This window comes from Streptomyces sp. NPDC091972 (assembly GCF_044756385.1).
Lineage (GTDB): Bacteria > Actinomycetota > Actinomycetes > Streptomycetales > Streptomycetaceae > Streptomyces.
Genome location: NZ_JBIVSV010000006.1, coordinates 60,800 through 87,479 on the forward strand (window position 1 = coordinate 60,800; position 26,680 = coordinate 87,479).

Annotated in this window: 21 protein-coding genes; 13 read left to right on the top strand and 8 right to left on the bottom strand. The window is 71.2% G+C overall.

Features of this window, described 5'->3' with window-relative positions:
• The first annotated feature begins 12 nt into the window (after nt 1–12).
• From tatC to ACIQJT_RS19250, 3 genes are read left to right on the top strand one after another with little or no spacing between them, the layout of a single operon-like run.
• Entirely contained in the window at nt 13–963 is a 951-nt protein-coding gene (gene tatC, locus ACIQJT_RS19240; protein WP_365457721.1) for a twin-arginine translocase subunit TatC, read from the top strand.
• Between the two features lie 31 nt (nt 964–994).
• On the top strand, nt 995–1,885 hold the full coding sequence (locus tag ACIQJT_RS19245) for a diacylglycerol kinase (RefSeq protein ID WP_365457724.1): 891 nt from the start codon (nt 995–997) through the stop codon (nt 1,883–1,885).
• A gap of 40 nt (nt 1,886–1,925) precedes the next feature.
• On the top strand, nt 1,926–4,787 hold the full coding sequence (locus ACIQJT_RS19250; RefSeq protein WP_365457727.1) for a DEAD/DEAH box helicase: 2,862 nt from the start codon (nt 1,926–1,928) through the stop codon (nt 4,785–4,787).
• Here the strand turns inward: ACIQJT_RS19250 and atzF are convergent.
• From atzF to ACIQJT_RS19270, 4 genes are read right to left on the bottom strand one after another with little or no spacing between them, the layout of a single operon-like run.
• Complete coding sequence (gene atzF / locus ACIQJT_RS19255) at nt 4,769–6,505, bottom strand: allophanate hydrolase (protein ID WP_365457730.1); 1,737 nt, start codon at nt 6,503–6,505, stop codon at nt 4,769–4,771. The genes ACIQJT_RS19250 and atzF overlap by 19 nt on opposite strands.
• A gap of 28 nt (nt 6,506–6,533) precedes the next feature.
• A complete protein-coding gene (locus ACIQJT_RS19260) occupies nt 6,534–10,040 on the bottom strand; it encodes a 5-oxoprolinase/urea amidolyase family protein (RefSeq protein ID WP_402644892.1) in 3,507 nt (1,168 codons plus the stop codon).
• Nucleotides 10,037–10,744 carry an urea amidolyase associated protein UAAP2 gene (locus ACIQJT_RS19265; RefSeq protein WP_402644895.1) on the bottom strand — a complete coding sequence of 236 codons (708 nt, stop codon included), beginning with the start codon at nt 10,742–10,744 and terminating at the stop codon, nt 10,037–10,039. The genes ACIQJT_RS19260 and ACIQJT_RS19265 overlap by 4 nt, the downstream gene beginning before the upstream one ends.
• Nucleotides 10,741–11,565, bottom strand: coding sequence for an urea amidolyase associated protein UAAP1 (locus ACIQJT_RS19270; protein ID WP_402644898.1), 825 nt, complete (start codon nt 11,563–11,565; stop codon nt 10,741–10,743). Before ACIQJT_RS19270 ends, ACIQJT_RS19265 begins: the two co-directional genes overlap by 4 nt.
• Nucleotides 11,566–11,972: 407 nt before the next feature.
• On the opposite strand from ACIQJT_RS19270, the gene ACIQJT_RS19275 reads away from it, so the two are divergent.
• From ACIQJT_RS19275 to ACIQJT_RS19300, 6 genes are all read left to right on the top strand, one after another.
• Nucleotides 11,973–12,638: a TetR/AcrR family transcriptional regulator gene (locus tag ACIQJT_RS19275; RefSeq protein ID WP_402644901.1), complete on the top strand. Its 666-nt coding sequence runs from the start codon at nt 11,973–11,975 to the stop codon at nt 12,636–12,638.
• 249 nt (nt 12,639–12,887) lie between these two features.
• Nucleotides 12,888–14,477, top strand: coding sequence for a sensor histidine kinase (locus ACIQJT_RS19280; protein WP_402644903.1), 1,590 nt, complete (start codon nt 12,888–12,890; stop codon nt 14,475–14,477).
• Nucleotides 14,474–14,881: a roadblock/LC7 domain-containing protein gene (locus tag ACIQJT_RS19285; protein ID WP_007380839.1), complete on the top strand. Its 408-nt coding sequence runs from the start codon at nt 14,474–14,476 to the stop codon at nt 14,879–14,881. The genes ACIQJT_RS19280 and ACIQJT_RS19285 overlap by 4 nt, the downstream gene beginning before the upstream one ends.
• Nucleotides 14,878–15,300, top strand: a complete 423-nt coding sequence (locus ACIQJT_RS19290; RefSeq protein ID WP_402644906.1) for a DUF742 domain-containing protein — start codon at nt 14,878–14,880, stop codon at nt 15,298–15,300. The genes ACIQJT_RS19285 and ACIQJT_RS19290 overlap by 4 nt, the downstream gene beginning before the upstream one ends.
• Nucleotides 15,281–15,901 carry an ATP/GTP-binding protein gene (locus tag ACIQJT_RS19295; RefSeq protein WP_365457749.1) on the top strand — a complete coding sequence of 207 codons (621 nt, stop codon included), beginning with the start codon at nt 15,281–15,283 and terminating at the stop codon, nt 15,899–15,901. Before ACIQJT_RS19290 ends, ACIQJT_RS19295 begins: the two co-directional genes overlap by 20 nt.
• A 174-nt stretch (nt 15,902–16,075) precedes the next feature.
• Nucleotides 16,076–17,530, top strand: coding sequence for a cytochrome P450 (locus ACIQJT_RS19300; protein ID WP_402644909.1), 1,455 nt, complete (start codon nt 16,076–16,078; stop codon nt 17,528–17,530).
• Between the two features lie 16 nt (nt 17,531–17,546).
• On the opposite strand, the gene ACIQJT_RS19305 is transcribed toward ACIQJT_RS19300, so the two are convergent.
• Nucleotides 17,547–18,491 (bottom strand): RluA family pseudouridine synthase, encoded by a 945-nt coding sequence (locus tag ACIQJT_RS19305; protein WP_402644911.1) that lies wholly within the window; start codon nt 18,489–18,491, stop codon nt 17,547–17,549.
• Nucleotides 18,492–18,582: 91 nt separating this feature from the next.
• A complete protein-coding gene (locus ACIQJT_RS19310) occupies nt 18,583–19,593 on the bottom strand; it encodes a hypothetical protein (protein WP_365457758.1) in 1,011 nt (336 codons plus the stop codon).
• Nucleotides 19,594–20,645: 1,052 nt separating this feature from the next.
• Here ACIQJT_RS19310 and ACIQJT_RS19315 point away from each other — a divergent pair.
• Nucleotides 20,646–21,248, top strand: a complete 603-nt coding sequence (locus ACIQJT_RS19315; RefSeq protein ID WP_402644914.1) for a GNAT family N-acetyltransferase — start codon at nt 20,646–20,648, stop codon at nt 21,246–21,248.
• Between the two features lie 56 nt (nt 21,249–21,304).
• Here the strand turns inward: ACIQJT_RS19315 and ACIQJT_RS19320 are convergent, their stop codons facing one another.
• Nucleotides 21,305–22,882, bottom strand: a complete 1,578-nt coding sequence (locus tag ACIQJT_RS19320) for an amino acid permease (RefSeq protein ID WP_402644917.1) — start codon at nt 22,880–22,882, stop codon at nt 21,305–21,307.
• Between the two features lie 192 nt (nt 22,883–23,074).
• Here ACIQJT_RS19320 and ACIQJT_RS19325 point away from each other — a divergent pair, with 192 nt between their 5' ends.
• The 3 genes from ACIQJT_RS19325 (at nt 23,075) to ACIQJT_RS19335 (ending at nt 25,661) form a co-directional block, all read left to right on the top strand.
• On the top strand, nt 23,075–23,701 hold the full coding sequence (locus ACIQJT_RS19325) for a PadR family transcriptional regulator (RefSeq protein ID WP_402644920.1): 627 nt from the start codon (nt 23,075–23,077) through the stop codon (nt 23,699–23,701).
• A 197-nt stretch (nt 23,702–23,898) separates the two neighbouring features.
• On the top strand, nt 23,899–24,888 hold the full coding sequence (locus tag ACIQJT_RS19330; protein ID WP_402644923.1) for an ATP-binding cassette domain-containing protein: 990 nt from the start codon (nt 23,899–23,901) through the stop codon (nt 24,886–24,888).
• Entirely contained in the window at nt 24,885–25,661 is a 777-nt protein-coding gene (locus tag ACIQJT_RS19335) for an ABC transporter permease (RefSeq protein WP_365457773.1), read from the top strand. Before ACIQJT_RS19330 ends, ACIQJT_RS19335 begins: the two co-directional genes overlap by 4 nt.
• Before the next feature lie 80 nt (nt 25,662–25,741).
• Here the strand turns inward: ACIQJT_RS19335 and ACIQJT_RS19340 are convergent, their stop codons facing one another.
• Complete coding sequence (locus tag ACIQJT_RS19340; RefSeq protein WP_365457776.1) at nt 25,742–26,587, bottom strand: siderophore-interacting protein; 846 nt, start codon at nt 26,585–26,587, stop codon at nt 25,742–25,744.
• Between the last annotated feature and the right edge of the window lie 93 nt (nt 26,588–26,680).

Consider the following 26,680-nt stretch of genomic DNA (forward strand, 5'->3'; position numbering starts at 1 on the left):
TGGGAACGTGGGTTGCTCAAGTCTGCCCGCAAACAGGAGAGGGATCCCGAGGGGCGGATGCCTCTCGCGGATCACCTTCGTGAGCTTCGCAACCGGCTCGCGAAGGCGATGCTGGCCATCGTCCTTGTCACGGTCGTCGCCGCCTTCTTCTACAACGACATCATCAACTTGATCACCAAGCCGATCCTCGACTCGGTCGGCTGTGACAAGTCCTTCGCGGAACTGGCCCAGTCGACCAAGTCGACCAAGCCCTGCGCCGAGATCACGATCAACGGCCTCCTCGCGCCCTTCACGCTCGCCCTGAAGGTGTCGCTGATGGCCGGTGTCGTCGCGGCCTCCCCGGTCTGGCTCTACCAGCTGTGGGCCTTCGTCGCCCCCGGCCTGCACCGGCACGAGAAGAAGTACGCCTACGCCTTCGTCGGCACCGGCGCCCCGCTGTTCATCATCGGCGCCTACTTCGCCTACACGGTCCTGCCGACCACCGCCCAGGTGCTGATCGGCTTCACCCCGGGCGGCACCTCCAACCTGCTGCCGCTGGACGACCTGCTCGACCTCGTCCTGCGCATGGTGCTGGTCTTCGGCCTCTCCTTCGAGCTGCCCCTGCTGCTGGTCTTCCTCAACCTCACCGGGTTGATCACCGGCAAGCGGATGCTCGGCTGGTGGCGCGGCATGATCATGGCCATCACCGTGTTCGCGGCCGTCGCCACGCCGAGCACCGACCCGCTCACGATGCTGGCGCTGGCCGCGCCGATCTGGGTCCTGTACTTCGCGGCGACCGCCTTCTCCCTGCTCAACGACCGGCGCAGGCGCCGTCGCGAGGCCGAGGGCCCCGCCGACGACGAGGCCTCCGACCTGGACCTGACCCCCGAGGACATCGGAGAGGTCGAGACCGTCTCCGCCAGCCGGGCGCTGCCCGAGCAGGCCGGCACGGACCGGGTCAACGGTTATGACGACGTGACCTGACGACCGGGAAGCGACTCGTAAGGTCACTTCCGTGACCAGCGAGATCACCCTCTTCGTCAATCCCACCGCGGGCCGCGGCCGGGGCGCCCACGCGGCGCAGCCGGCCGCTTCCGCGTTGCGGGCGGCGGGCTTCGCCGTGCGGACCGTACTCGGCGAGGACGCCGCCGACGCCCTCACACGCGCGCGTGCCGCCGTCCGGGACGGCACCGGCGCCCTCGTCGCCGTCGGCGGTGACGGCATGGCCAACCTCGCCCTCCAGGCCGTGGCGGGCACCCGCACGCCCTTCGGGCTGGTCGCCGCGGGCACCGGCAACGACTTCGCCCGCGCCCTCGGGCTGCCGGTGCGCGACCCCGCCGCAGCGGGCCGGCTGATCGCCGACGCTCTCAAGGAGGGCCGCGTCCACGACACCGACCTGGGGCGGGTCGGCGAGCACTGGTTCGGCACCGTCCTCGCCTCCGGCTTCGACTCCCGCGTCAACGACCGCGGCAACCGCATGAGATGGCCCGCCGGACGCCTCAAGTACGACCTCGCGATGCTCGCCGAGCTGGCCGCCTTCCGGCCCTTCCCGTACCGGATCACCCTCGACGACGGCCGGGTCCACGAGGTCGAGGCGACCCTGGTGGCGGTCGGCAACGGCTCGTCGTACGGCGGCGGCATGCGGATCTGTCCGGGCGCGGACCTCACCGACGGGCTGTTCGACGTCACCGTGGTCGGCGACTGCACTCGCGGCACCCTGCTGCGGGTGTTCCCGAGGGTGTACCGCGGTACGCACGTCGACCATCCCAAGGTCACCGTGGTGCGGGCGGCGAAGGTCGAGATCGCCGCGGCGGGCGTCACGGGGTACGCGGACGGCGAGCCGCTCGGACCGCTGCCGCTGAGCGCGCGCTGCGTCCGCGCGGCGGTGTCCGTGGTGGGCCCTTGAACTGCGTGAAGGGCGGGTTTCGCGGACCTGGATCCGGATAATGATCGTCCTGTTGTCAGTGCTGCCGGGTACGCTCGAAAGCACGATGACAGAGGACCTCTCACCGGCCGAGCGGTACGCGGCAGCCCGTCTGCGGGCAGCCGAGCAGGCCACCGCGCTCGCGGGCTTCCGCGAGATGTACGACTTCGGTCTCGACCCCTTCCAGATCGAGGCCTGCAAGGCGCTCGAGGCCGGCAAGGGCGTGCTGGTGGCCGCCCCCACCGGTTCCGGCAAGACGATCGTCGGCGAGTTCGCCGTCCACCTCGCCCTCCAGCAGGGCAAGAAGTGCTTCTACACCACCCCCATCAAGGCGCTGTCCAACCAGAAGTACGCGGACCTGTGCCGCCGTTACGGCGCGGAGAAGGTCGGCCTGCTCACCGGCGACAACAGCGTCAACTCCGACGCCCCCGTGGTCGTGATGACCACCGAGGTGCTGCGGAACATGCTGTACGCGGGCTCGCAGACGCTCCTCGGCCTCGGATACGTGGTCATGGACGAGGTGCACTACCTCTCCGACCGATTCCGGGGCGCCGTGTGGGAAGAGGTGATCATCCACCTCCCCGAGTCGGTGACCCTGGTGTCGCTGTCGGCGACCGTGTCCAACGCCGAGGAGTTCGGCGACTGGCTCGACACCGTGCGCGGCGACACCCAGGTGATCGTCTCCGAGCACCGGCCGGTGCCGCTGTTCCAGCACGTGCTCGCCGGACGGCGGATGTACGACCTGTTCGAGGAGGGCGAGGGCAGCAAGAAGGCCGTCAACCCCGACCTCGTGCGGCTGGCCCGGATGGAGGCCCAGCGGCCGTCGTACCAGGACCGCAGGCGCGGCCGGGCGATGCGCGAGGCCGACCGGGAGCGCGAGCGGCGGCAGCGGTCGCGGGTGTGGACGCCGAGCCGGCCCGAGGTCATCGAGCGGCTGGACGCCGAGGGGCTGCTGCCCGCCATCACCTTCATCTTCAGCCGCGCCGCGTGCGAGGCGGCCGTGCAGCAGTGCCTGTACGCGGGACTGCGGCTGAACGACGACGAGGCGCGGGGCGAGGTGCGCGCCCTCGTCGAGGAGCGCACCGCGTCCATCCCCACCGAGGACCTCCACGTCCTCGGGTACTACGAGTGGCTGGAGGGCCTGGAGCGCGGTATCGCGGCCCACCACGCGGGCATGCTGCCGACCTTCAAGGAGGTCGTCGAGGAGCTGTTCGTACGCGGCCTGGTCAAGGCGGTGTTCGCCACCGAGACGCTCGCCCTGGGAATCAACATGCCCGCGCGTTCGGTGGTGCTGGAGAAGCTCGTCAAGTGGAACGGCGAGCAGCACGCCGACATCACGCCCGGCGAGTACACCCAGCTCACCGGCCGTGCGGGGCGGCGCGGCATCGACGTCGAGGGCCACGCGGTGGTGCTGTGGCAGCGCGGCAGCAGCCCCGAGCACCTGGCGGGACTCGCCGGCACGCGCACATACCCGCTGCGCTCCAGCTTCAAGCCGTCGTACAACATGGCGGTCAATCTCGTGGAGCAGTTCGGGCGGCACCGCTCGCGCGAGCTCCTGGAGACGTCGTTCGCGCAGTTCCAGGCCGACAAGTCGGTCGTCGGGATCTCCCGGCAGGTGCAGCGCAACGAGGAGGGGCTGGACGGCTACAAGGCCTCCATGACCTGCCACCTCGGCGACTTCGAGGAGTACGCCCGGCTGCGCAGGGAGCTCAAGGACCGCGAGACGGAGCTGGCCCGGCAGGGCGTCTCCCAGCGGCGGGCCGAGGCGGCCGTGGCGCTGGAGAAGCTCAAGCCGGGCGACGTCATCCACGTGCCGACGGGCAAGTACGCCGGTCTCGCGCTGGTGCTGGACCCGGGCCTGCCCGCCGGTCGGTCCAACGGCCACCGGGGCTTCGAGCACCACGACGGCCCGCGGCCGCTGGTGCTGACCGCCGAGCGGCAGGTCAAGCGGCTCGCGTCGATGGACTTCCCGGTGCCGGTAGAGCCGCTGGAGCGGATGCGCATCCCCAAGTCCTTCAACCCGCGGTCGCCGCAGTCCCGTCGGGACCTGGCCTCCGCGCTGCGCACCAAGGCCGGGCACATCCCGCCCGAGCGGGTCCGCAAGAAGCGGGCGCAGGCGGCCGACGACCGTGAGATCGCCCGGTTGCGGACGGCGATCCGGGCACACCCCTGCCACGGCTGCAACGACCGCGAGGACCACGCCCGTTGGGCCGAGCGCTACTACCGGCTGCTGCGCGACACCTCGCAGCTGGAGCGGCGCATCGAGGGACGCACGAACACGATCGCGCGGACCTTCGACCGGATCGTGGCCCTGCTCACCGAGCTGGACTACCTGCGCGGCGACGAGGTCACCGAGCACGGCAAGCGACTGGCCCGCTTGTACGGCGAGCTCGACCTGCTGGCCAGCGAGTGCCTGCGGGAAGGCGTCTGGGAGGGCCTCGGCCCCGCCGAACTGGCCGCGTGCGTGTCGGCGTTGGTGTACGAGTCCCGGGTGGGCGACGACGCCATGGCACCCAAGCTGCCGTCCGGGAAGGCCAAGGCCGCGCTCGGTGAGATGGTGCGGATCTGGGGGCGGCTGGACGCGCTCGAGGAGGAATTCCGGATCAACCAGACCGAGGGGGTCGGGCAGCGGGAGCCGGATCTCGGCTTCGCCTGGTCCGCGTACATGTGGGCCTCGGGGAAGGGGCTGGACGAGGTCCTGCGGGAGGCGGAGATGCCGGCCGGGGACTTCGTGCGGTGGTGCAAGCAGGTGATCGACGTGCTGGGGCAGATCTCGGCGGCGGCGCCGGTGTCCGGGGGCGAGGGTTCCACCGTCGCGAAGAACGCGCGCAAGGCCGTTGATCTGCTGCTGCGGGGGGTCGTGGCCTACTCGTCGGTGGGGTGACGGGCCGGGAGGCGGGTGCGGGGGCGTGGGGGCTGGTCGCGCGGTTCCCCCGCGCCCCTGGGTGAGTTGCGCTGCCCGGCGTTCACATAGGGCCGCCAGCCTCCGTACTCCGTGATGTCCTCGGCGTCCTCCAGCGCGCTCGGTTCGCACAGGAAGCCGGGCACGTGGGTGCCGTCCGACAGTCCCACCCTTCCCAGCGCCATCGGGCGGGGGAGGTCCGACAGCAGGCGGCCCAGGCCCTCCGCCGGCAGGCGCCAGACCTCCGCCTCGATCTCCGCGCCGCCCTCGCCCACGTGGGCCAGGCCCGGCTTCGGCGGGTCCGTTCTCAGGGCGTGCAGGCGGTAGACCGGGGCCGTGGTCGTCGTACGCTCGTAGCGGGCGCCCAGGGACAGGAGTTGGGGGTTCAACGGCTGGCCCGTCAGATGGGCGCCCACCACCGCCAGGCGGGTCTCCGGCCGGAGCAGGCCCGCGATCCGCGCCAGGCGCTCGTCGGTGTGTGCCGGGCCGATCAGCATCACGCCGAACGGCAGGCCGTTCACCTCGCCCGCCGGGACGGCGACCGCGGCCAGGTCGAAGAGGTTCGTGGAGTTGGTGAAGCGGCCCAGGCGGGCGTTGGCGCCCAGGGGGTCGGCGGCGACCTCGGCGAGGGTGGGGTGGCCCGGCGTGGTCGGCAGCAACAGGGCGTCCGCGTCGGCCAGTTCGGTCAGTGCCCGGGTGCGGAGGCCGGCCAGGCGGTCCAGGTCGGCGTAGAGCTGGTGGGCCGGGAGGTCGCGGGCCCGGGTGATGATGGCGGCGACCGTGGGGTCGAGGGAGTCGTCCCTCGCCGCTGTCGCCTTGTCGACAAAGGCTCCCACCGCTGTGTAGCGCTCGGCCACGAACGCGCCCTCGTAGAGCATCGCCGCGGCCTGGGTGAAGGGCGTTAGGTCGAGTTCCCGGACGGACGCGCCGGCCGTGACGAGCCGGTCCACGGCCGCCTCGTATGCCTGCGCCCAGCCCTCGTCCAGTTCGCCGAGCTGCTCGCGTGCGGGGACCGCGATCCGCCAGGGGCCGGGGCGGCGGCCGGGCAGGAAGGGGGCGGTGCCCGTCACCATGTGGGAGAGCGCCTGTTCGGCCTCCGGGAGGGTGCGGGCGAAGACCGTCACGCAGTCGATCGAGGCGCACGCCGGGACGACCCCGGCCGTGGGGACCAGTCCACGGGTGGGCTTGAGGCCGACGATGCCGTTGAAGGCGGCCGGGACCCGGCCCGAGCCTGCCGTGTCGGTGCCGAGGGCGAAGTCGACGATGCCCAGCGCCACGGCGACCGCCGAGCCGGAGCTGGAACCGCCGCTCACCCTCGCCGGGTCGTACGCGTTGCGGACCGCGCCGTACGGGGAGCGGGTGCCGACCAGGCCCGTCGCGAACTGGTCCAGGTTCGTGGTGCCGAGCACGATCGCGCCCGCCGCGCGGAGACGGGCGACCACCGGGGCGTCGGCCTCGGGCCGGTAGGCGTACGACGGGCAGCCCGCGGTGGTGGGCAGGCCCGCCACGTCGATGTTGCCCTTGGCGGCGAACAGACGGCCCGCGAGGGGGAGCCGTTCGCCCGACGCGAGCCGTGCGTCGACCGCCCGGGCCTCCTCCTCGACCTCCTCCCGCGGGCGCAGGTCGATCCAGATCTCCGGGCGGTCCACGGCCTCGACGCGGTCGTAGGCGGCACGGACCCGGGTGACGGTGCTGGACATGGCTCGCTCCTCCTTCACTGTGCGGCCCTCAGGCGGTGGGCGGGGCCAGGACCATCAGGGCCGTGCCCGCCTCCACCTGGTCGCCCGGCCTGGCCAGGATCTCCGCGACCACTCCGGCCGCCGGCGCGTGCACCCTGGACTCCATCTTCATCGCCTCCAGGGCGAGGAGCGGCTGCCCGGCCGTCACCTCGTCGCCCGGTTCGACGTTCAACTGCCATACCGAGGCGGCGAACTCGGCCTCGATCAGACGGCCGCCGGCGGGGACCGCGATGTCGGCGGGGGCGGCCGCCGCCGGGGCCGCCGACTCGGCCCGCGCGAACTCGCCCGCCGCCTCCCACGCGTCCCGCTCCGCGGCGAACGCCGCCTGCTGTCGCGCCCTGAACTCCGCTATGGAATCGGCGTGTTCGCCGAGGAATGCCTGGTACTCGGCGAGCGAGAAGGTGCCCTCCTCGATGCGGGGTGCGAAGCGGCCGGAGGTGATGTCGGCGCGCAGTTCCAGGAGTGCGTCCGCGTTCACCGGATACCACTTGATGCGGTCGAAGAAGCGCAGCAGCCAGGGCGAGCCCGGCTGGAACGCGCCGCGCTGCTGCCAGGGCGACCACACCTGGGTCGTACGGCCCACGAACTGGTAGCCGCCGGGGCCCTCCATGCCGTAGACGCACAGGTACGCGCCGCCGATGCCGACCGAGTTCTCGGCGGTCCAGGTGCGTGCCGGGTTGTACTTCGTGGTCACCAGGCGGTGGCGCGGGTCGAGGGGGGTCGCCACGGGGGCGCCCAGATAGACGTCGCCCAGGCCGAGGACGAGGTACTCCGCGTCGAAGACCGTGCGGAAGACGTCGTCCACCGAGCTCAGGCCGTTGACGCGGCGGATGAACTCGATGTTCCACGGGCACCAGGGGGCGTCGTCGCGCACGCCCGCCATGTAGCGGGCGATCGCCTCACGGGTCGCCGGGTCGTCCCAGGAGAGCGGCAGGTGGACCGTGCGGGAGGGGACGACCAGTTCGTCGGACGGGGGAAGGGACGCGGTGATCTCCCGTACGGCGGCCAGGAGTTCGCTCTGGGGCAGCCGGTTGGGGTCCGTGCGGATCTGAAGGGAGCGGATGCCGGGCGTGAGGTCGGTGACGCCGTCCAGGCCCTGTGCTGCGACCGCCTCCATCAGCGCGTGGACACGCATGCGCAGCGCCAGGTCCAGCTGCATGGGGCCGAACTCGACCAGCAGGTTGTCGTCGCCGCTGCGGCGGTACGTCACATCGCCGTCGCGGGCGAGGACGCCGCCGTCCACGATCGCAGGGCGCGCCGAGCCGTCGGTGCGCACCGGCACGAAGCGGACCGTGTCGCCGGGGCGGAGCTGGCCCAGCTTCCAGCGGTCGGTGCTGACGACGGTCGCCGGGCACACGAACCCGCCGAGGGAGGGCCCGTCCGGACCCAGCAGCACCGGCATGTCGCCCGTGTAGTCGACCGCGCCGACCGAGTACGGGGTGTCGTGGATGTTCGACGGGTGCAGGCCGGCCTCGCCGCCGTCGGTACGCGCCCAGCGGGGCTTGGGGCCGACCAGGCGGACTCCGGTGCGGGCCGAGTTGAAGTGGACCTTCCACTCGGCGGCGTAGAAGTCGTGGACGTCCTGCTCGGTGAAGAACTCCGGTGCGGCGTGCGGGCCTTCGACGACCGCCAGCTGCCAGGTGGAGGTGAAGGAGGGGCGCTCCCCGACGGGCGTGCCGTCGACGCGGCGGCCCCCGTGCAGCACGTCGCCCGTCCGCAGTGCCCGTCCGCCGTGACCGCCGAAGCGGCCCAGCGTGAAGGTGCTCGCGCTTCCGAGGAAGACCGGGACGTCGAGGCCGCCCGCGACCAGGACGTACGTCCGCAGACCGTGCCCGGCGGGTGCGCCGACCTCCAGGACCCCGCCCGCGGGCACGGTCACCGGCTCCCACTGCGCCACCGGTGTGCCGTCGACGGTGACCGGGGCAGGAGCGCCCGTCACGCACACGGTCGTGGGGTGGGTGAACCTCAACGACGGTCCCTGGAGGGTGCATTCGAGGCCGGGGGCGCCTTCCGGGTTGCCCAGCGCCCGGTTGCCGAGCCGGAAGGAGCGGTCGTCCATCGGGCCGCTCGGGGGCACGCCGACCTGCCAGTAGCCGGTACGGCCCGGCCAGTCCTGCACCGTGGTGAGGGTGCCGGCGGTCACGACCTCGATGCGCGGGGTCGGGTCCTGCACGCCGGAGAGGGTGGCCGTGGAGTGGGCGGCCGTCCTGAAGCGGGTGTCGGCGAGCGCCGCCCGCACCAGGCCCAGGTTGGTCTCGATGCCGTCGACACGGGTGCGTGCCAGGGCCTCGTCCAGCCGTCGCAGCGCGTGGGCGCGGTCCGGGCCGTACGCGATGATCTTCGCCAGCATCGGGTCGTACGACGTGGTCACCTCGGTGCCGGTCTCCGCCCAGGTGTCCACACGGACCCCGGCGGGGAACTCGACGCGCGTCAACAGTCCCGCGCTGGGCCGGTGTTCGCGCGAGGGGTCCTCGGCGTAGACACGGGCCTCGACGGCGTGGCCGCGCGGGGGGCCCGGTTCGCGCACGACGTCCCGCTCGCCCCGGGCCAGACGCAGCATCCAGGCGACCAGATCGACGCCGTAGATCTCCTCGGTGACCGGATGCTCCACCTGGAGACGGGTGTTGACCTCCAGGAAGAAAGCCTCCTCGCGGGCGGCGTCGTAGACGAACTCGACGGTGCCCGCGGAGCGGTATCCGACCGAGGCGCACAAGTCGCGGGCGCTCGCGCCGAGTTGTGCGCGGACGTGTGCGGGGAGGCCCGGTGCGGGCGCCTCCTCCACGACCTTCTGGTTGCGGCGCTGGAGGGAGCAGTCGCGGTCGCCGAAGGTCACGACAGTGCCCTCGCCGTCGCCGAAGACCTGCACCTCGACGTGGCGGGCGTGCTCGACGAGCCGTTCCAGGAAGACGCCCGCGGAGGAGAAGGAGGCGGCGGCGACGCGCTGCACCCGTTCCCATGCCTCGGCCAGTTCCCCGGCGGAGCGGCAGGCCGACATGCCGATGCCGCCGCCTCCGCCGGTGGCCTTGAGCATGACGGGGTAGCCGATGGACCCGGCAGCGGCGAGGGCTTCGTCCAGGGAGGGCAGCAGGCCCGTTCCCGGCGCCAGCGGCACCCCGGCCGCCTCCGCCGCGGCCCGTGCCGTGTGCTTCGCGCCGAACAGCTCCAGTTGGGCGGGGGTCGGGCCGACGAACACGATCCCCGCGTCCTCGCACCTGCGGGCGAAGGCGGCGTCCTCGGAGAGGAAGCCGTAGCCGGGGTGGATCGCGCCGGCGCCGGTGTCCTTGGCCGCCCTGAGGACGAGGTCGGGGTCGAGGTACGACTCCTTCGCGGGCGCCGGGCCGAGGCGTACGGCCGTGTCGGCGAGCCGGACGTGGGGTGCGGACCGGTCGGCGTCGGAATACACGGCGACCGTGCGCAGGCCCAGGTCGCGGGCGGTGCGGAGGATGCGGACCGCGATCTCGCCCCGGTTGGCGACGAGGAGGGTGTCGAAGGTCATGCGCCGGCTCCGGGGGTGGGGGCCGTGGGCCGGGTCGTGGGCTCGGTCGTGGTGGCCGTGAGGGTGGGATTGCGGGTGGGATCGGTGGTGGCCGCGGGTCCGGTCGGGGGTGCCGGGGCCTCGATCGTCATCGCGACGGGCGTGGGGTCGAAGCCGTTGCAAGGGTTGTTGACCTGGGGGCAGTTGGAGACGAGGACGAGGACGTCGCGTTCGGCGCGCAGGGTCAGGGAGAGGCCGGGGGCGGAGATGCCGTCGACGATGCCGAGGGTGCCGTCCTTCTCGACCGGGACGTTCATGTACCAGTTGATGTTGGAGACGAGGTCGCGCTTGCCGAGGCCGTGCTTCGCGCCCTCGGCGAGGAAGTTGTCCACGCAGGCGTGCTGGGACCAGGTGTGGTGGCCGTAGCGCAGAGTGTTCGACTCCTTGGAGCAGGCGCCGCCGACCGTGTCGTGACGGCCCACGTCGTCGGCGGTGACCGTCATCAGCGGGGTGTGCTCGTTGGACATCAGCACACTGCCCGTGGTGAGGAAGATGCCGCTCTGCGCCTGGATGGTGTCGGGGGCGCTGTAGCGGACCGACGTGTCGTGGGCGTCGTAGACGAGGAAGTCGACGGCCTGGTTGCCGTGCAGGTCGGTGACGGTGAGCGTCTCGCCCTCGCGGACGACGGACGACCAGGCGGCGCGGGCCGGAATGACGGTCTTCATGAGCGTCCCTTCGAGGCGAGGAACTCGGCGGTGTTGAGGAAGGCGCGGCGGCCCTCGGGGGTGGCGTCCCAGAGGGAGTCGCCGGGGCGGGTGGGCGCGGCGCGCCAGGCGAGGACCTCCAGGGGGGTGCTGACGTAGTCGGCCCGGGGGTCGGCCGGGTGCGGGACGTTGGCGATCAGCACCGTCACGTCCTGTTCGGTGCGGAGGGTGACGCTGCCGCCGGGGCCCGCGGAGCCGGTGAAGTCGAGGGTGCCGTCCTCGTGGACGCGCACGCCCTGGAAGAAGGACAGGGAGGGCGGGAGATCGCGGGGTTCGAGGCCGTTCTTCGCGGCCGCCAGCTTGAAGAGCTCGCGGCCGGCGGGGGAGGTGCCCTGGGGGGTGCCGTCGCCGTAGCGCTCGGTGTTGCGGACCAGGGTGGAGGTGCCGCACAGGGCGTCGTGGCGGCCGGAGGTGTCGGCGACGACGCTCGCTAGGACGCGGCCCTGGTCGGACAGGAGGAGTTGGCCCTCGCCGAGGTAGGCGTTCCACTGCACCTTGACCGTGTCGGCGACGTTCAGGCGCTCCCAGGGGCGGCCGTCCGCGTACAGGAGGAGGTGGGCGCAGGCGTCTCCGTGGAGGTCGGTGAGGCGCAGTTCGGTGCCGCGGGCGAGGACGCGGTGGGTGTAGTTGCCGCCCGCGACGGTCTCCGCCCACACGAGGGGGCCCGCCGCGGGGGGCGTCTCGGGCCAGTCGCAGGCCGGGACGACGGGCATGGCCTCGGCGCGGGTGCCCTCCTGGGCGCGGGCGTGGTCTCGGGCTCCGTACGTGGTCTCTGTGGCCATGCGGACCTCCGGCTCCGGGGGTGTTTCTGTCGCTTGACAGAAATTAGGGGCGGGGTTGGTCGGGGGGATTGCTTGGGCGTTGCTGGGGGGTTACTGGGCGCTCACGGGGGTGCCGACGGGGGTGGGGGTGGTGGTGCCGGGTGCGGGTTCGTTGGGTGGGGGAGGGGTTGCTGTTGTCTTTTCGGGTGCGGGTTGGTGGGGGCTGGTCGCGCAGTTCCCCGCGCCCCTGGGGGGTTGGGGTGTGCCGGGTTCGGTGCTTGCCGTGTGTGCTGGGGCCCTGGGGCCCTGTGGCTCTGCGGCCTCTGGTGCTGAAGGATCGGTGCCGACTGCTCGGGCGTTCGCTGCTCGGACACCGGCTGCTCGGGCGCTGAGGGCTCGGGCGGGTCCCGTGTGCGAGGATCGAACGCATGGGTACGACAGGTGGGGCCGCGGACGCCGGGCGGCGGGTCGGGAGGCCGCGGGCTGACCGGCGGCCGGAGAGCGGGCTGGCGCCGCGGGACGAACTCCTCGTCGCCGCCGCCGAGTTGTTCACCACCCTGGGATACGCGGCCACCAGTACCCGGGCCGTGGCCGAGCGGGCGGGCATGCGGCAGGCGTCCATGTACCACTACGTCTCCGGCAAGGAGGAACTCCTCGCCGAGCTCCTGGAGTCCACCGTCACGCCCTCGCTGGCGTACGCCCGTGAGTTGCTCGCCGACGACACGGCACCGGCCGCGAGCCGGCTGTGGGAGCTGTGCCGTGCGGACGTCGAGGTGCTGTGCGGGGGCCCGTACAACCTCGGCGGGCTCTACCTGCTGCCCGAGGTGCGCGCCGAGCGGTTCGCCGGCTTCCATGCCGTGCGTGCCGAACTCAAGGACGCCTACCGGCAGTTGCTCGCCGCGACGGCCGAGGGGAGCGCCCTCGCCAAGAGTGAGCTGGAACTCCGTACCGACCTGTTGTTCGGCCTGATCGAGGGCGTGATCCTCGTCCGCCGCTCCGACCCCGAGCGGCCCGTCCCCGCCTTCGCGGCGGCCACCGCGGACGCGGCTCTGCGCATCGCCGGAATCCAGGACCGGCGCCCGGCCGGAGCCTGACCTTCACCCCTCGCGGTGAGATGCTTTCGCACACCCGTACACCATGACTCGCCGTGTTCGAGTGGTGCCGGAGCGTGTAAATGAGCCGAGGGTACTCCAGTCGCAATGCCCGTTTCAGGCGCTTGCTGAATATGACACGGCGATGATCCGGTCGGACTAAGCTCGCCCGCAGCGCACCGAGTTGATGTGTATTCGTACGCTTGTTCCCTATATGTGCGACTCCCCGTCGATACGTCTCAGAGGGCCCACATGGTGAGTGTTCAATCCCCCCCAGGACGCCGTGAACTGCCGTATGCGCGCGTGCTGTTGCTCCCCGCCATAGTCATGGCCGCGGTGACCGGGACCGGTGTCGCGCTCGTGCAGCAGCCCGCCAGGGCCGCCGTCGGCTGGTGCGGTGTCGTCGCCACGCTGCTGGTGATCGCGGTGGCGGCCGAAGCCGTCCGGCGCGGTCGTGAACTGCGTGAGCAACGGCAGGAGCACCTCCGTCAGACGGCTGAGCTGAAGCAGCGCATCGCCGAGCACGACCAGGACCTGATCCGGTTCGCCAAGGAGATCGCGCCCACGGCGCTGGACTGGCTGCGCCGCGGAAGTTCCCCCGGAGAGGTGATTCGCCGACTCGGTGAGTTCGACCCCGCGTGGGGGAATCTGCCCGAGCCGCAGATCCGGCTGCTCAAGACGGTGCTCACCATCGTCGACACCGAGGAGATCATGCGCGACGCCGCGCAGCGCTCCTTCGTGAACATCGCCCGGCGCGTGCAGGCCATCGTCCACCAACAGGCCAACGAGCTCCGGGAGATGGAGGAGGACCACGGCCGCAACCCCGAGGTCTTCGACGACCTCCTGCGCATCGACCACGGCACCGCCCTGATCGGCCGGCTCGCCGACTCCATCTCCGTCCTCGGCGGCGGCCGCCCCGGTCGCCAGTGGCCCGAGCCCGTCGCGCTGTACAGCGTGCTGCGCGGTGCCATGTCCCGGATCCTTGAGTACCGGCGCATCGACCTCTCCTCGATCGCCAAGGTCAACGTCAAGGGCACCGCCGTGGAGCCGGTCATCCACGCCGCGGCCGAGCTCCTCGACAACGCCACGCGCTACTCGCCGCCCCAGAGCAAGGTGCACGTCACGGCCACCGAGGTGCAGACCGGCGTCTGCATCGAGATCGAGGACGCCGGTGTCAGCCTCAGCGAGGAGGCCCGCCTGCGGGCCGAGGGCATGCTGGAACGGGCCAAGGCCGGTGTGGACTTCCAGGACCTCGGCGAGTCCCCGCGCCTCGGTCTCGCCGTCGTGGGCCGCCTCTGCCAGGCGTACGACATGCAGGTCTCGCTGCGTGCCTCCGCGTACGGCGGCGTCCGCGCGATCCTCGTCGTGCCCAGCGACATGCTCACCGACGAGCCCGGCGTCGGACTCGCCCACGGCATCGGCGCCACCGCCGTGCCCAAGGCCGAACTCGGAGCGCTGCCCGGACCCAAGCGCACGGTCAAGAAGCGCCGCCCCACCAGCCCCAAGTTCACGACGCCGGTGTCCATGGAGGACGACGTCCCCGAGGTCACCGAGTGGACGGCCAACGGGCTGCCGCAACGCCGCAGCCGGGTCAAGACCTCGCTCACCCAGCGCTACGCCGAGCAGGCCGAGATCGAACGCGCCGAGCGGGAGGGCCGCCCGACCATCTGGTCGACGGCCCGGCGCGAACCCGAGCCGGAACCGAAGCCCGACGACACCCCGCCGGGCCTGTGGGTCCAGGCGTTCATGGACGGCCTCAAGCGCCCCACCTCTTCCGCAGTCACCCAGCCGACCGACGAACCGGCCCGTACCGAGGCCGAAGACGAGGGGAACCTCAAGTGATCCAGCAGCGAGGCAACTTCGACTGGATGCTCCAGGACCTCGCCAAAGGCGTACCGGGCATCCAGATGATCGTGGTGCTCTCCGCCGACGGCCTGCGCATCGCCCGGCACGGCGGTGACCCGGACACCGCCGACCGCGTCGCCGCCGCCTGCGCGGGCCTGCAGAGCCTGGCAGGAGCGGTGGCAGGCGAGATCCCGGGCAGCGACGGCAAGATGAAGATGGTCCTCATCGAGATCCACGGCGGCTACTTCTACCTGATGGCCGCCGGCCCCAACGCCTATCTCGCGGTGCTCTCCGACATCATCACCGAACCCGGCCACATGAGCGCCCGCATGAGCGATCTGGTCGTCCGCATCGGCGCGCACCTCACCAGCCCGCCCCGGCGCAACGGGCAGACCGTATGACTCCTCCGCAACGCCGACGGCGATTCCCCAAGGCCAGTCCCGAACCGACCCCGCAGCCCCCGCAGGAGGGCCAGGACCCCCCCGAGGGACCGAAGAAGAACCCCGAGCGGCTGTACGTCATCACCGGCCCCGACGGAGCCGAGCGCTCGCAGCTCGACCTGGTCACCTTAATCGTGGCGCACGCCGACCCACCGCCCTCCGCCACGCCCGAACAGGCGGCACTGCTCAGGCTCTGCACGGCCCCCCTGTCCGTGGCCGAGCTGTCCGCCTACCTCAGCCTGCCGTTCAGCGTGGTGACCGTCCTGCTCACCGAGCTGCTGACGGCCGAACTGGTGACGGCGCGCGCCCCTGTGATCCGCCAGGCGCTGGCCGACCGTTCCCTCCTCGAAGCGGTGATGCATGGACTTCAAAGGCTCTGACACCATCCCCGGTCCGCGAACAGAGGACCACCTTCCGCAGACCGCCGAGGCCGCGGTCAAGATCGTCATCGTCGGCGGCTTCGGCGTCGGCAAGACGACCATGGTCGGCTCGGTCAGCGAGATCAAACCGCTGACCACCGAGGAAACCATGACCCAGGCCGGCATCGGGGTCGACGACAACTACGGCTCCGAGACCAAGACGGCCACCACCGTGGCCATGGACTTCGGCCGCATCAGCATCACCGAGCAACTGGTGCTGTACCTCTTCGGCACCCCCGGCCAGGAGCGCTTCTGGTTCCTGTGGAACGGCCTGTTCGAAGGCGCGCTCGGCGCGGTGGTCCTCGTGGACACCCGACGCCTCGAGGTCAGCTTCGACGTCATGGACCGCCTGGAGGAACGGGGCGTGCCCTTCGTCGTGGCCGTCAACACCTTCCCGGACGGCCCCCGCCACGCCATCGAGGACCTGCGCGCCGCGCTCGACCTCAGCGAGGACATCCCCATCGTGGAGTGCGACGCCCGCCGGCGGGCGTCCAGCCGGGACGTGCTGATGACCTTGATGCGGTTCCTGCATTCACTGGCGGTGGAGAAGGCGCCTGTGTGAGGCGGGGTACGGACGTCCCGTCCTCGACCGGGTACGTCCGTGCCCGCGCCCCGCAGCCGTGCCGGACGCGCGCCTCACCCCCTGCGCCGCCCCATCGCCGCACGCCCTTGTCGTAAGCCCGGTTTCGCCCGAACCGGGCAGCCCTCACTTACTTCCAGCTTCGGAGCGACCATCGTGACGCGTGACCCCTTCACCCCGGCCGGTACGTACGACCCCGCGGGCCCCCCGCCCGGCTGCCCAGCGCACGGCATCGGCCCCGGCGGACTGCGTCGGCTGTACGGCCCCGGGGCGGAGGACCTGGAGGCCGTGTACGAGGAACTCCGCTCCGAGCACGGTGCCGTGGCGCCGGCCCTGGTGCACGAGGACGTGCCGATCTGGGTGGTGCTCGGCCACAGCGAGAACATGCGCCTGGTCCGCACCCCCTCGCACTTCAGCCGTGACACCCGGCTCTGGGGCCCGATGCAGGACGGAACCGTCAAGCCGGATCACCCGCTGATGCCGCACCTCGCCTGGCAGCCCCTGTGCTGTCACGCCGAGGGCGACGAGCACCTGAGGTTGCGCGGCGCGGTCAACGGCGCCATCTCGACCATCGACCACCGGGGCGTCCGCCGTCACATCAACCGAGCCACCCAGCACCTCGTCAACAAGTTCTGCGAGCACGGGAAAGCTGATCTGGTCAGCCAGTTCGCCGAGCGCCTGCCGATGATGGTGATGTGCGAGATCCTCGGCATGCCCGACGAGTACAACGACCGCATCGTCGAGGCTGCCCGCGACCTGCCCAAGGGCACCGAGACGGCCATCGCCAGCAACGAGTACATCATGGACGTCCTGATGCGGCTCACCGCCCGGCGCCGTGCCGAACCCGAGGACGACTTCACCAGCCACCTCATCAACCACCCGGCGCGGCTCACCGACCAGGAGGTAAGCCAGCATCTGCGACTCGTCCTGATCATCGCGTACGAGAGCACCGCCAACTTGCTCGCCAACGTACTGAGGGTGGTCCTCACCGACCCGCGGTTCCGCGCCCAGTTGAACGGCGGCCAGATGACGGTGCCCCAGGCGGTGGAGCAGTCCATGTGGGACGAACCGCCGTTCAGCACCATTATCGGGTATTTCGCCAAGCAGGACGCCGAGTTGGGTGGACAGCACATCCGCAAGGGCGAAGGACTGATCCTGGGCATCGCGCCGGGCAACGTCGATCCCCGCGTCCGCCCCGACACCAAGGCCAACATGCAGGGCAACCGCTCCCATCTGGCCTTCAGTGGAGGCCCTCACGAATGCCCGGGGCAGGACATCGGGCGTGCCATCGCCGACGTGGGCGTCGACGCGCTACTGACCCGGCTCCCGGACGCGGAACTGGCCTGCGACGAGGACGAGCTGGAGTGGGAGGAGACCCTCTCCAACCGGCATCTGGTGGCGCTGCCGGTGAAGTTCGCGCCCAAGCCCCCGCAGGACGTCATGGCCCGACCGGCCCACCCGGTTCCGTCCCAGCGCCGCACCGACTGGCAGGTCGGCACGCCGCAACCGGAGCTGGTGGTTCCGGTGCCCGTGGCTCCGGCGCCGGAACCCGAACCCGCCGTACAGCGCGGTGTGTTCCAGCGTCTCCTGCGCTGGTGGCGTGGCGAGTGAGCCGAGGGCACCGCGGTTACCCGGTCGCCCACTCCTCGTAGGAGGACCACGCCCGCAGCACGCGCGGACTGACGAACCTGTGCTCGCGTCCTGTGATCGGATCGGTGAACTCCAGTACACGCGCCAGCAGTTGCAGCGGGCGTCGGAAGTCGCCGGCCGTCACGGGGGCGGTGACCACCGGATAGAGAGGGTCGCCGAGGATCGGCACGCCGAGAGCGCTCATGTGCACCCTCAGTTGGTGTGTCTGCCCGGTACTCGGCGTCAGCCGGTACCGGGCCAGCCCGCCCCGGTGCTCCAGCAGCTCGATCCGGCTGACGGCGTTGGGCTCCCCTTCGACTTCGCGAGCCGCCAGGACTCCGCGCTCCTTGACGATGCGGCTGCGCACGGTGAGGGGCAGGGGCAGAGCCGGGTCGTACGGGGCCACGGCCTCGTACTCCTTGACCACCCGCCTGTCCCGGAACAGCGACTGGTAGGCGCCGCGCTCCTCGGGCCGCACGGTGAACATCACCAGGCCGGCCGTCAGCCGGTCCAACCGGTGCGCGGCGCCCAGCGTGGGAATGTCCAGCTCCCGCCGCAGGCGCGCCAGGGCCGTCTCGGCGACATGGCTGCCACGCGGGGTGGTGGCGAGGAAGTGCGGCTTGTCGGCGACCACCAGGTGTTCGTCCCGGTAGATGACGTCGAGCGGGAACGGGACCCGTTCCTCGTCGGGCAGCTCACGGTGGAACCACACGGACGTCCCCGGCACGTACGCCGAGTCACGTGTCACAGGACGTCCGGTGGCGTCCACGATCTGCCCCGTCTCCAGCATCCCGTCGATCACCTCGGCGTCGGCCGCGAGCCGCGCCACGAGATGATCCCGTACGGTCGCCCAGGCGCCGCCGGACGGCAGCCGCACCCGCACCGGGTCGACCCCGTCGCGCTGCGGCAGGGGAGGGGTCGGGGGCGGCGTACGGCGTCTCATCACGATCAAGCGTACGAGCCGGGACCGGCAGTGGCGACGAGCCGGGAGCCGAACAGTGCTGTGCCCCGCGGACGGGTACCGGCTCGGCCCGTTAGGATCCAAGCCTCTTGGCGGGGCCTTGGCCCGGGGCCGGAGCCTGGTAGCGGGTGGCGCTGTCCTGCCAGACGTGAAAACCGGTGAGATGGTCGCGCATGGCCTTCAGAACGGCATGCACCTGCTCACGCTCCTTGCTGTCCAGCCGTAGCTGGCCACAGAGTTCCGGGAGCTGAACGGCTTCCAAGTGTTCGTATTCCGAGAGCCTGGCGGTGCGCAGCCGCGCGACCGAGGCCGCGGCCTGGTCGGTGGTGAGTTCAAGGAATCTGGCGAACACCAGGACGGAATTGCACGTCTCGTCCTCGTCCTCGACTTCACGGCGATACGAGCGGATGTCGTTGTGGAGCGCCTGGATGTCCGTCCAAGCGTCCATCAGCGCGCGAAACGGCCGCGAGCGCCGCACGCGCACCGGCACCTCCGCGCCCGCCACGTGCTCGGCCAGGCAGATCCCGACGGGGCCGCCGTACGAGCCGCGACGGCGGACGAGGTACTCGGCCGGGTCCGGGATCCGCCCGTTGCGAATGCATTCCAGCTCCCAGCACTGCCCGTCGGCATATTCCATCTGGGCTTTCAGCATGTCGCGTTTCCAGGCCGTGGAGCGGGTCGGGGCCAGTCGCAGCCAGATGTCGGCGAGGGACTTCTCGATGGGGTTCGCCGGCTCGGGCATCGCACGGGCGGTGCCGTCCAGAGGCATGAACAGCGGAAGCCGGTCGACCATGGCGCGCGCTCCGGTGAGGTCGCGATCAGCCTTGAACGTCCGCACGAAGAGCAGATCGAGTGCGAACATCCACGCGTACACGTGGTACATCAGGAACAACTCGTCCCTTGGCGCTGCTGGGTAGCACCACGCGGCGCATTCGGGGAGTCGAATGGCCGACCACTCGTCCGGAGTGGCTGAGACGGGCAGGAGCTCCATGCTGTACGTCCACGCGTCGCCGTCGCGCCGCAGCAGGTCGACGCTGGGATTTTCCCGCCACGCGTAAGGTATCGAGGACGAGGTAATACTCATCGTGCTGATCTCCCGTCGCGTATTCAAGACCTGGAATGGCCAGTCCTTCTCAGGTCCTTCGGCTTGGGTAGAACACGGAATCGAGAGGCGTTCCGGGGTGTACGGGACGCGAGGGGGCGCGGGTCACGGCCAGGGTGACGTGCGCCGAGCGAGGTCTGCGTGCCCGATCAGTGGAACGGCTCGGGCGACTCGCCTGGAGCAGAGCCATTCATGATGCCCTCCGGGTGGCGGAGTCGACGAAGTCCATGAACTACGCGTTGTGTTCCATACGCTGCGACCGCAGCGTGGCTGAACTCGTGCACGAACCCGGCCTCGTCAACTGCGTGCCCGGAGGCCGTTGTCCTCGCGGCGGCAGCCGGACGGTGCGGAGAATCGGTGGCCACCACCGCCGCGACAGCGTTGTCGGCGGCGAGGTCGTGGATCATCCCTACCTTCCAGTGCCACCGTGGGTTTCGTCAACTGTGCGGGGCGAGTTGACGCTGGTGCGAGGCGCCGTGGCGGGCCGGCGCGAAGGGTCGGTCGAGGGGCGCCGGGTCCGCTGTTCTCGGCGCCGTTCCGGACGGGCCGGGGGGTAAAGGGCAGGCGCTCGTCCCGGGCGGATTCGCACTGGTACACGACTCAACCGATCGTAACCGTGCCTCACGCGCATCACGTACCCGATGCCTCCAGCCGACCGTCGCAGGCATTCGGCCACCACCCTCACGGGCCCGGGTGCGACACCGCTCATGCTCGCAATTCGCCCTGACAGCCCACCACTTCGCACCATGCGACGATTTCCGGCCGCGCGAAAGGGGGCGCAGCCCCGGCGCACGGAGCGGATCCCCTGGCCGCCGGATGCACGGCCGCGCATTCCGGCCCGCCGCTGCGCCACGGGTACCACCCCCGTTTGCGGCAGTTGGGCAGCAAGTTCGGCCGGTGACGGCGAGTTCAGTCAGGAACAGCGGGGTGCGGACGGCGATCGTCCGGGGCGGGGAACCCGGGTCTCCGCGTCCCGTCGCCGCAAGAGTAAAACCCGTTGGGATGCGTGCCACGCGATTGGCAGGATGCGGGTCATGCCGTACCTCACCGCCCCGGTGCTCGCACCCGGCACCCTCTCCAGCACCGCCCAGCCCACCCTCCCCACCGGTGACGGACTCCTCCTGCGCCCCTGGCGCGCCGAGGACGCCCCCGCGGTGCACGCCGCCTTCCAGGACCCGGTGATGCAGCAGTGGCACGCCCGAGCCGCCGACTCCGTGGACGAGGTCGGCGGCTGGATCGAGGAGTGGCGCAAGGCCTGGACGCAGGAGCAGACCGCTCAGTGGGCCGTGGTGGACGGGGGCACCGACCTCCTGCTCGGCCGGGTGGCCCTTCGGGAGATCCATCTCGACGACGGTCAGGCCGAGATGGCCTACTGGACGACTCCGGCGGCCCGGGGGCGCGGGGTGGCGGCGCGGGCCACGGTCGCCCTGTCCCGCTGGGCCCTCGACGAGGTCGGCTTCCACCGTCTCGAACTCATGCACGCCGTCCGCAACGAGGCGTCCTGTCGTGTCGCGACCAAGACGGGCTTCGCACTGGAAGGGACCAAGCGGAGCGCGGTGCTGCATCCGGACGGGTGGCACGACATGCATCTGCACGCGCGCGTGCGGGGCGACGGGCCACCGTCCGGGGAACGCTGAGAGAGCAACCCCCTCGCCCTGCACCGCTGTTCCCGCGCCCTGCCCCACCCCGCCCGCTACCCCAGCGCAGCACCCTCCTGCTGTGCCGTCGCGACAGCCCCGCTGTCGCCGGCCGCACGCCTCCGCAGCCCGCGCCACACCACCCCCGCCCCCAGCGTCGCCGCCAGGAACAGCACCGTGAACCACTGGAAGTACCAGTGCCCGCCCGCCGGGTCGTACACCGCGGCCCGGGGCCAGGCCAGGTTGACGGTCATGAGGAGGCCGTACAGGAGGGCCAGGGCGTTGACCGGGACGCCCCAGCGGCCCAGGGAGAACAGGGGGGCGCCCTCCTCGTCGGTGCCCGCGGAGCCCAACTCGCCCCGCAGGCGGCGGATCAGAAGGGGGCCCGTGACCATCGCGTACGCCAGGTACAGCATCACGATGCAGGTCGTGCCGATCGCCAGGAACGCCTCGGGGGAGGCGAAGTTGAGGAGGAGCAGGGCGGCGGCCAGGACGCCGACGACCAGGGCCGGGGCGGTGGGCATGCCCGTGCGGGGGTTCACGCGCGCGAGGCGGCCCGCGAAGGGCAGCTGTCCGTCGCGGGCCATGGAGAAGAGCATCCGGCAGGCCGCCGTCTGGATGGCGAGGGTGGCCACCGTGATCGCGACCACCACGTCGGCCAGCAGGGCCTTGCCGACCCCGTCCCCGAGGCTGCTGGTGAGGACGTAGCTGAGGCCGTCGACCGACAGGCGGCCGTCGGTGAGGCTGGGTGCGGCGAGCAGGCCGCCCAGGACGATGAGGCCGCCGAGCGCGCCGGCCGAGGCGAGCGCCGTGAGGATGGTGCGGGGCGCGGTGCGCCGGGGGTTGCGGGTCTCCTCGCTCATCTCGCCCGCGCTGTCGAAGCCGATCATCACGTACGCCGCCGTGAACGAACCCACCAGCAGTGCCCCGAACAGGCCGTTCTGTGCGGCGCCCGCGGTGTGGAAGGTGATGCTCGGAGTGCGCTCGGAGTGCGTGAGCAGCAGTACGACGATCAGCACCGCGCCGATGATCTCGGCGGTCACGCCGACCCGGTTGATCACCGACAGGACGCGGTTGTCCACGACGTTCACCAGGGTGGTCAGGACGAGAAGGAGGACGCCGAGGACCGCGGCGTTGGCCGCGCCGTCCGCCGAGGCCGGCGACGGGTCGGTGCCGACGAGCTGGAAGCCCGACCAGATCGCGGGGAGCACCATCTGCAGGGCCAGGGCCGCCGCGGCGACCACGACGATCTGCCCGATCACCATGATCCAGCCCGCGAACCAGCCGAACGTCGGGCGGGACAGGCGGGTCGACCACTGGTAGATCGCGCCGGAGATCGGGTACCGCGCCGCGAGTTCCGCGAAGCAGGCCGCCACCAGCAGTTGCCCGACCAGGACCGCCGGCCAGGCCCAGAAGAAGACGGGGCCGCCGAAGGCGTATCCGAAGGCGAAGAACTGGAAGACGGTCGTCAGGACCGAGATGAAGGAGAACCCCGCCGCGAAGGACGCGTACCGGCCCAGGCTGCGGTGCAGCTCCTGCCGGTAACCGAACTCGGCGAGGGACCGGTCGCCGGGGGAGGGGGACGGGGGATGCGGGGGATCGGGACGGACGTCGGAGGGGCTGGTCGTCGTCACGGCGGCACCTGCCTTGGGCGTGAATTCCTGTCGGGCGACAGAAATTAGGGAGGTGCTGTTTCCGGTGCATGACGGCGCCGTGTCCGGGCGGGGCCCAAGTGCTCACGCCGTCGCGGTCGCACGAGAACGCGATATGTCGTGTGTATTGACTGGCTGTCGCGGATCGCGATATGTTCGGCGCCGGATATTCGGATGCGAGGTGAATCGGTCGTGCGGCGTCGCAAGCTACGCAACCCCCTGGCGCTCGCCGTGCTGGCGACGCTGTGGCAGAAGCCCATGCATCCCTACGAGATCGCCCAGACCCTGCGCCGCCAGGGCAAGGACTCCAGTACGAAGATCAACTACGGCTCGCTCTACACGGTCGTGCAGAACCTCGAAACCCACGGGTTCGTCGAGGTCACGGACGTGCAGCGGCAGGGCAACCGGCCCGAGCGGACCGTCTACGGCATCACCGCGGCCGGACGCCAGGAGACCACCGAGTGGATGTCGGACCTGGTCGCCTTCCCGGCCAAGGAGTACCCGATCTTCGAGACCGCGCTGTCCCTGCTCGCCGTGCTCCACCCCGACGAGGTGGTGCCGCTGCTGGAGGAGCGGCTCGACGCCCTGGAGGTGCGGATCGCGAGCGGCCGGGGCGCGCTGGAGAAGCTCTACGAGACGCTGCCCCGGCTCTTCCTCGTGGAGAGCGAGTACCAGCTCCACATGGTCGAGGCGGAGGCGGAATGGGTCCGCGGCTTCCTCGACGAGCTCAGGAAGGGCGCGCTGCCCGGCATCGAGGAATGGAAGGCGTTCCACCGGCCGGAACCCGGAAGAGAGCCATGACGAGATCCATGACCTGAACGAGAACAGGCCCCGGCACGGCTGTTGCAGCAGCCCGCCGGGGCCTCGAACCCCGAACTGAATCCGCCCATGAGGGCACATCCAGGCGATCGAGGTGCGGCACACCCAGGATAGCCCGGTGCTCCTCACGCGGATCAGTTGTCGTCCGCTCAGCCAGGAGACCCAGGAGGGCACCTGCCATGAACACCCGTGCGCCCGCGATCGAGGCGCGTCGACTGATCAAGACCTACGGCGGTGAGGTCACCGCCCTCGACGGCATCGACCTCGTCGTCGAACGCGGCAGCGTCTTCGGACTGCTCGGCCCGAACGGCGCCGGCAAGTCCACCACCGTCAAGATCCTCACCACCCTGGCCCGCCCCGACTCCGGCTCGGCCACCGTCGCCGGCCATGACGTGCTGCGCCACCCGGACCGGGTCCGGCGGGCCATCGGCGTGGTCGCCCAGGGCTCCGGCGCCGACCCGGTCGCCACCGGCCGCGAGAACCTCCGGCTCCAGGGCAGGCTCCACGGCCTGAAGGGCGCCGCCCTCGAACAGCGGGTGGACGAGCTCCTCGACCGCTTCACGCTCACCGAGGCCGCCCGGCGTCCGGTCAAGGGCTACTCCGGCGGCATGCGCCGCCGGCTCGACGTCGCCCTCGGTCTGGTGCACCGGCCCGAGGTGCTCTTCCTCGACGAGCCCACCACCGGTCTCGACCCGGAGGCCCGCACCGCGATGTGGGACGAGATCGGCCGGCTCGCGGGGGAGGAGGGGCTGACGATCCTGCTCACCACGCACTACCTCGAAGAGGCCGACCGGCTCGCCGAACGGGTCGCGGTCGTCGATCGCGGCCGGATCGTCGTCGAGGGCACCCCGGACGCTCTCAAGGGCGAACTCCGGGGTGACGCCGTCCATGTGGAGCTGCGCGAGCCGCTCGGCGACGCCGGGCGCACCCTGCTGACCGGCGCCCTGCGCGGGGTGGAGGGCGTGCACGAGGTGCAGGCCGACGGACACCGCGTCAGCGTCCGCGCCGACGACGGGGCGGCCGCCGTACCCGCCCTGCTCGCCGCGCTGGAGCGGGCCGGGGTCGTCGTCGCCACCGCCACCGTCGCCCGCCCGTCCCTGGACGACGTGTACCTGCGCTACGCGGGCCGCCGTTACTCCGAGGCCGACGACCTGGTGGGTGCGCGATGAGCATGGCCGTCTCCCAGACCTGGTACATGACGCAACGGCAACTCATGGTGTTCGTGCGGCAGCCCGCCTACGCGATCATCACCCTGGTCCAGCCGGTGATCTGGCTGTTCCTGTTCGGCAGCCTCTTCCGGAAGGTCGTCGAACTGGGCGGCTTCGGCACCACCTCGTACCTCGACTACCTCGTCCCGGGTGTGGTCGTGATGAGCGCGCTCAGCTCCAACATGTGGGCGGGGATGACCACCCTGGACGAGATCCAGCGCGGCACCCTGGACCGCTTCCTGACGACCCCGGTCAGCCGGGCCGCGCTGATGAACGGCAACGTCGTCAACAACGGACTGGTCACCGCCTTCCAGTCGGTGGTCATCGTGCTGCTCGGGCTGCTGGGCGGGGCCGACTACCCGGGCGGGACCGCCGGGGTCGCGGTCCTCGTGCTCGTCGCGGTCCTGCTGGGCACCGTCTTCGGGGCGCTGTCCAACGCGCTCGGCATGCTGGTGCGGGAGCGTGAGTCGATCATCGGGATCAACACCTTCCTGCTGCTTCCGCTCACCTTCCTGTCCAGTGCCTTCATGGCGCCCTCGCAGATGCCCTCCTGGATGCGGCACATCGCCGACTTCAACCCGCTGAACTGGGCGATGGTGGCGGGACGTTCGGCTCTGTCGGCCGATCCCGACCCGGGGCTGGTGCTGAGCCGCGGGGGAGCGCTGCTCGGGCTCGCGGCCGTCGCGGTGTGGCTGTCGATCCGGACGTTCCGGTCGTACCAGCGGTCGGTGTGACACCTGCCGGACACGACGAGCGGGGCGGCACCTTCGTGGGTGCCGCCCCGCTCACCGACGTATGCCTGAGCGACGTATGCCTAAGCGGCGGGCGCCGCGCCTTCCTGCTCCGCCTCGATGCGCGCGTTCCAGTCCCGCTTGGATGCCTGCCAGCCGTCCTCGTTGTGGCCCAGGCGCCAGTAGCCGGAGATGGACAGGTCTTCACGCGGGATTGCCCGCTCGACCCGCAGCAGATGGCGGAGTTGCTTCACGAAGTGCGCCTCGCCGTGCACGAACGCGCACAGCCGGCCCTCCGGGAACTCCAGCGCGCGCACGGCCTCCACGAGGGCCTCGCCGACCGGACGGGAGCCGCGGTGCAGCCAGACGACCTCCACGTCGGAGTCGATCTTCTGCTCCTCCTCGGGCCCGGACACCTCGATGAAGGCGTGCGCCCGGGCGCCGTCGGGCAGCGACTCCAGGGAGCGGGCGATCGCGGGCAGCGCGCTCTCGTCGCCGGCGAGCAGATGCCAGTCGGCGTCGAGGGCGGGGGCGTAGGCGCCGCCGGGGCCCATGAAACGCACGGTCTCGCCGGGCTGGACCCGCATCGCCCAGGGGCCGGCCAGCCCTTCGTCGCCGTGGATCACGAAGTCCACGGTCAGCTCGCGGTGATCGGGATCCCAGTGGCGCACGGTGTACGTGCGCGTCACGGGCCACTGCTCGCGCGGGAACTCCTCGCGGATCCGCTGCATGTCGAAGGGCTCGGGATAGGTCACGCCCTCGGCCGGGAACAGGATCTTGACGTAGTGGTCGGTGCAGGTGTCCGCCGCGAACTCGGCGAGTCCCTCGCCGCCGAGCACCACGCGCTGCATGTGCGGGGTGAGGCGTTCGGTGCGGACCACCTGTGCGGAGTGGGCCCTCCGCGGCTTGCGTCCGGGTCCTTCTGCCATGGCGGCCTCCCTGTTCCCTACGCTTAGGCTTACCTAAGTTAGCATCAGCGCCCCTGGCGATGGCATGCCACTCGTGGAAAGCGAGGGCAATAT

Excerpts from the sequence above, each read along its gene's own strand:
- ACIQJT_RS19340 (WP_365457776.1), bottom strand. The coding sequence starts at position 26,587 with ATGGCAGAAGGACCCGGACGCAAGCCGCGGAGGGCCCACTCCGCACAG.
- ACIQJT_RS19335 (WP_365457773.1), top strand. The coding sequence starts at position 24,885 with ATGAGCATGGCCGTCTCCCAGACCTGGTACATGACGCAACGGCAACTC.
- atzF (WP_365457730.1), bottom strand. The coding sequence starts at position 6,505 with ATGTCCAGCACCGTCACCCGGGTCCGTGCCGCCTACGACCGCGTCGAG.
- ACIQJT_RS19265 (WP_402644895.1), bottom strand. The coding sequence starts at position 10,744 with ATGAAGACCGTCATTCCGGCCCGCGCCGCCTGGTCGTCCGTCGTCCGC.
- ACIQJT_RS19270 (WP_402644898.1), bottom strand. The coding sequence starts at position 11,565 with ATGGCCACAGAGACCACGTACGGAGCCCGAGACCACGCCCGCGCCCAG.
- ACIQJT_RS19280 (WP_402644903.1), top strand. The coding sequence starts at position 12,888 with ATGGTGAGTGTTCAATCCCCCCCAGGACGCCGTGAACTGCCGTATGCG.
- ACIQJT_RS19325 (WP_402644920.1), top strand. The coding sequence starts at position 23,075 with ATGCGAGGTGAATCGGTCGTGCGGCGTCGCAAGCTACGCAACCCCCTG.
- ACIQJT_RS19290 (WP_402644906.1), top strand. The coding sequence starts at position 14,878 with ATGACTCCTCCGCAACGCCGACGGCGATTCCCCAAGGCCAGTCCCGAA.
- ACIQJT_RS19330 (WP_402644923.1), top strand. The coding sequence starts at position 23,899 with ATGAACACCCGTGCGCCCGCGATCGAGGCGCGTCGACTGATCAAGACC.
- ACIQJT_RS19315 (WP_402644914.1), top strand. The coding sequence starts at position 20,646 with ATGCCGTACCTCACCGCCCCGGTGCTCGCACCCGGCACCCTCTCCAGC.
- ACIQJT_RS19275 (WP_402644901.1), top strand. The coding sequence starts at position 11,973 with ATGGGTACGACAGGTGGGGCCGCGGACGCCGGGCGGCGGGTCGGGAGG.
- ACIQJT_RS19295 (WP_365457749.1), top strand. The coding sequence starts at position 15,281 with ATGGACTTCAAAGGCTCTGACACCATCCCCGGTCCGCGAACAGAGGAC.
- ACIQJT_RS19305 (WP_402644911.1), bottom strand. The coding sequence starts at position 18,491 with ATGAGACGCCGTACGCCGCCCCCGACCCCTCCCCTGCCGCAGCGCGAC.
- ACIQJT_RS19310 (WP_365457758.1), bottom strand. The coding sequence starts at position 19,593 with ATGAGTATTACCTCGTCCTCGATACCTTACGCGTGGCGGGAAAATCCC.
- ACIQJT_RS19260 (WP_402644892.1), bottom strand. The coding sequence starts at position 10,040 with ATGACCTTCGACACCCTCCTCGTCGCCAACCGGGGCGAGATCGCGGTC.
- ACIQJT_RS19250 (WP_365457727.1), top strand. The coding sequence starts at position 1,926 with ATGATCGTCCTGTTGTCAGTGCTGCCGGGTACGCTCGAAAGCACGATG.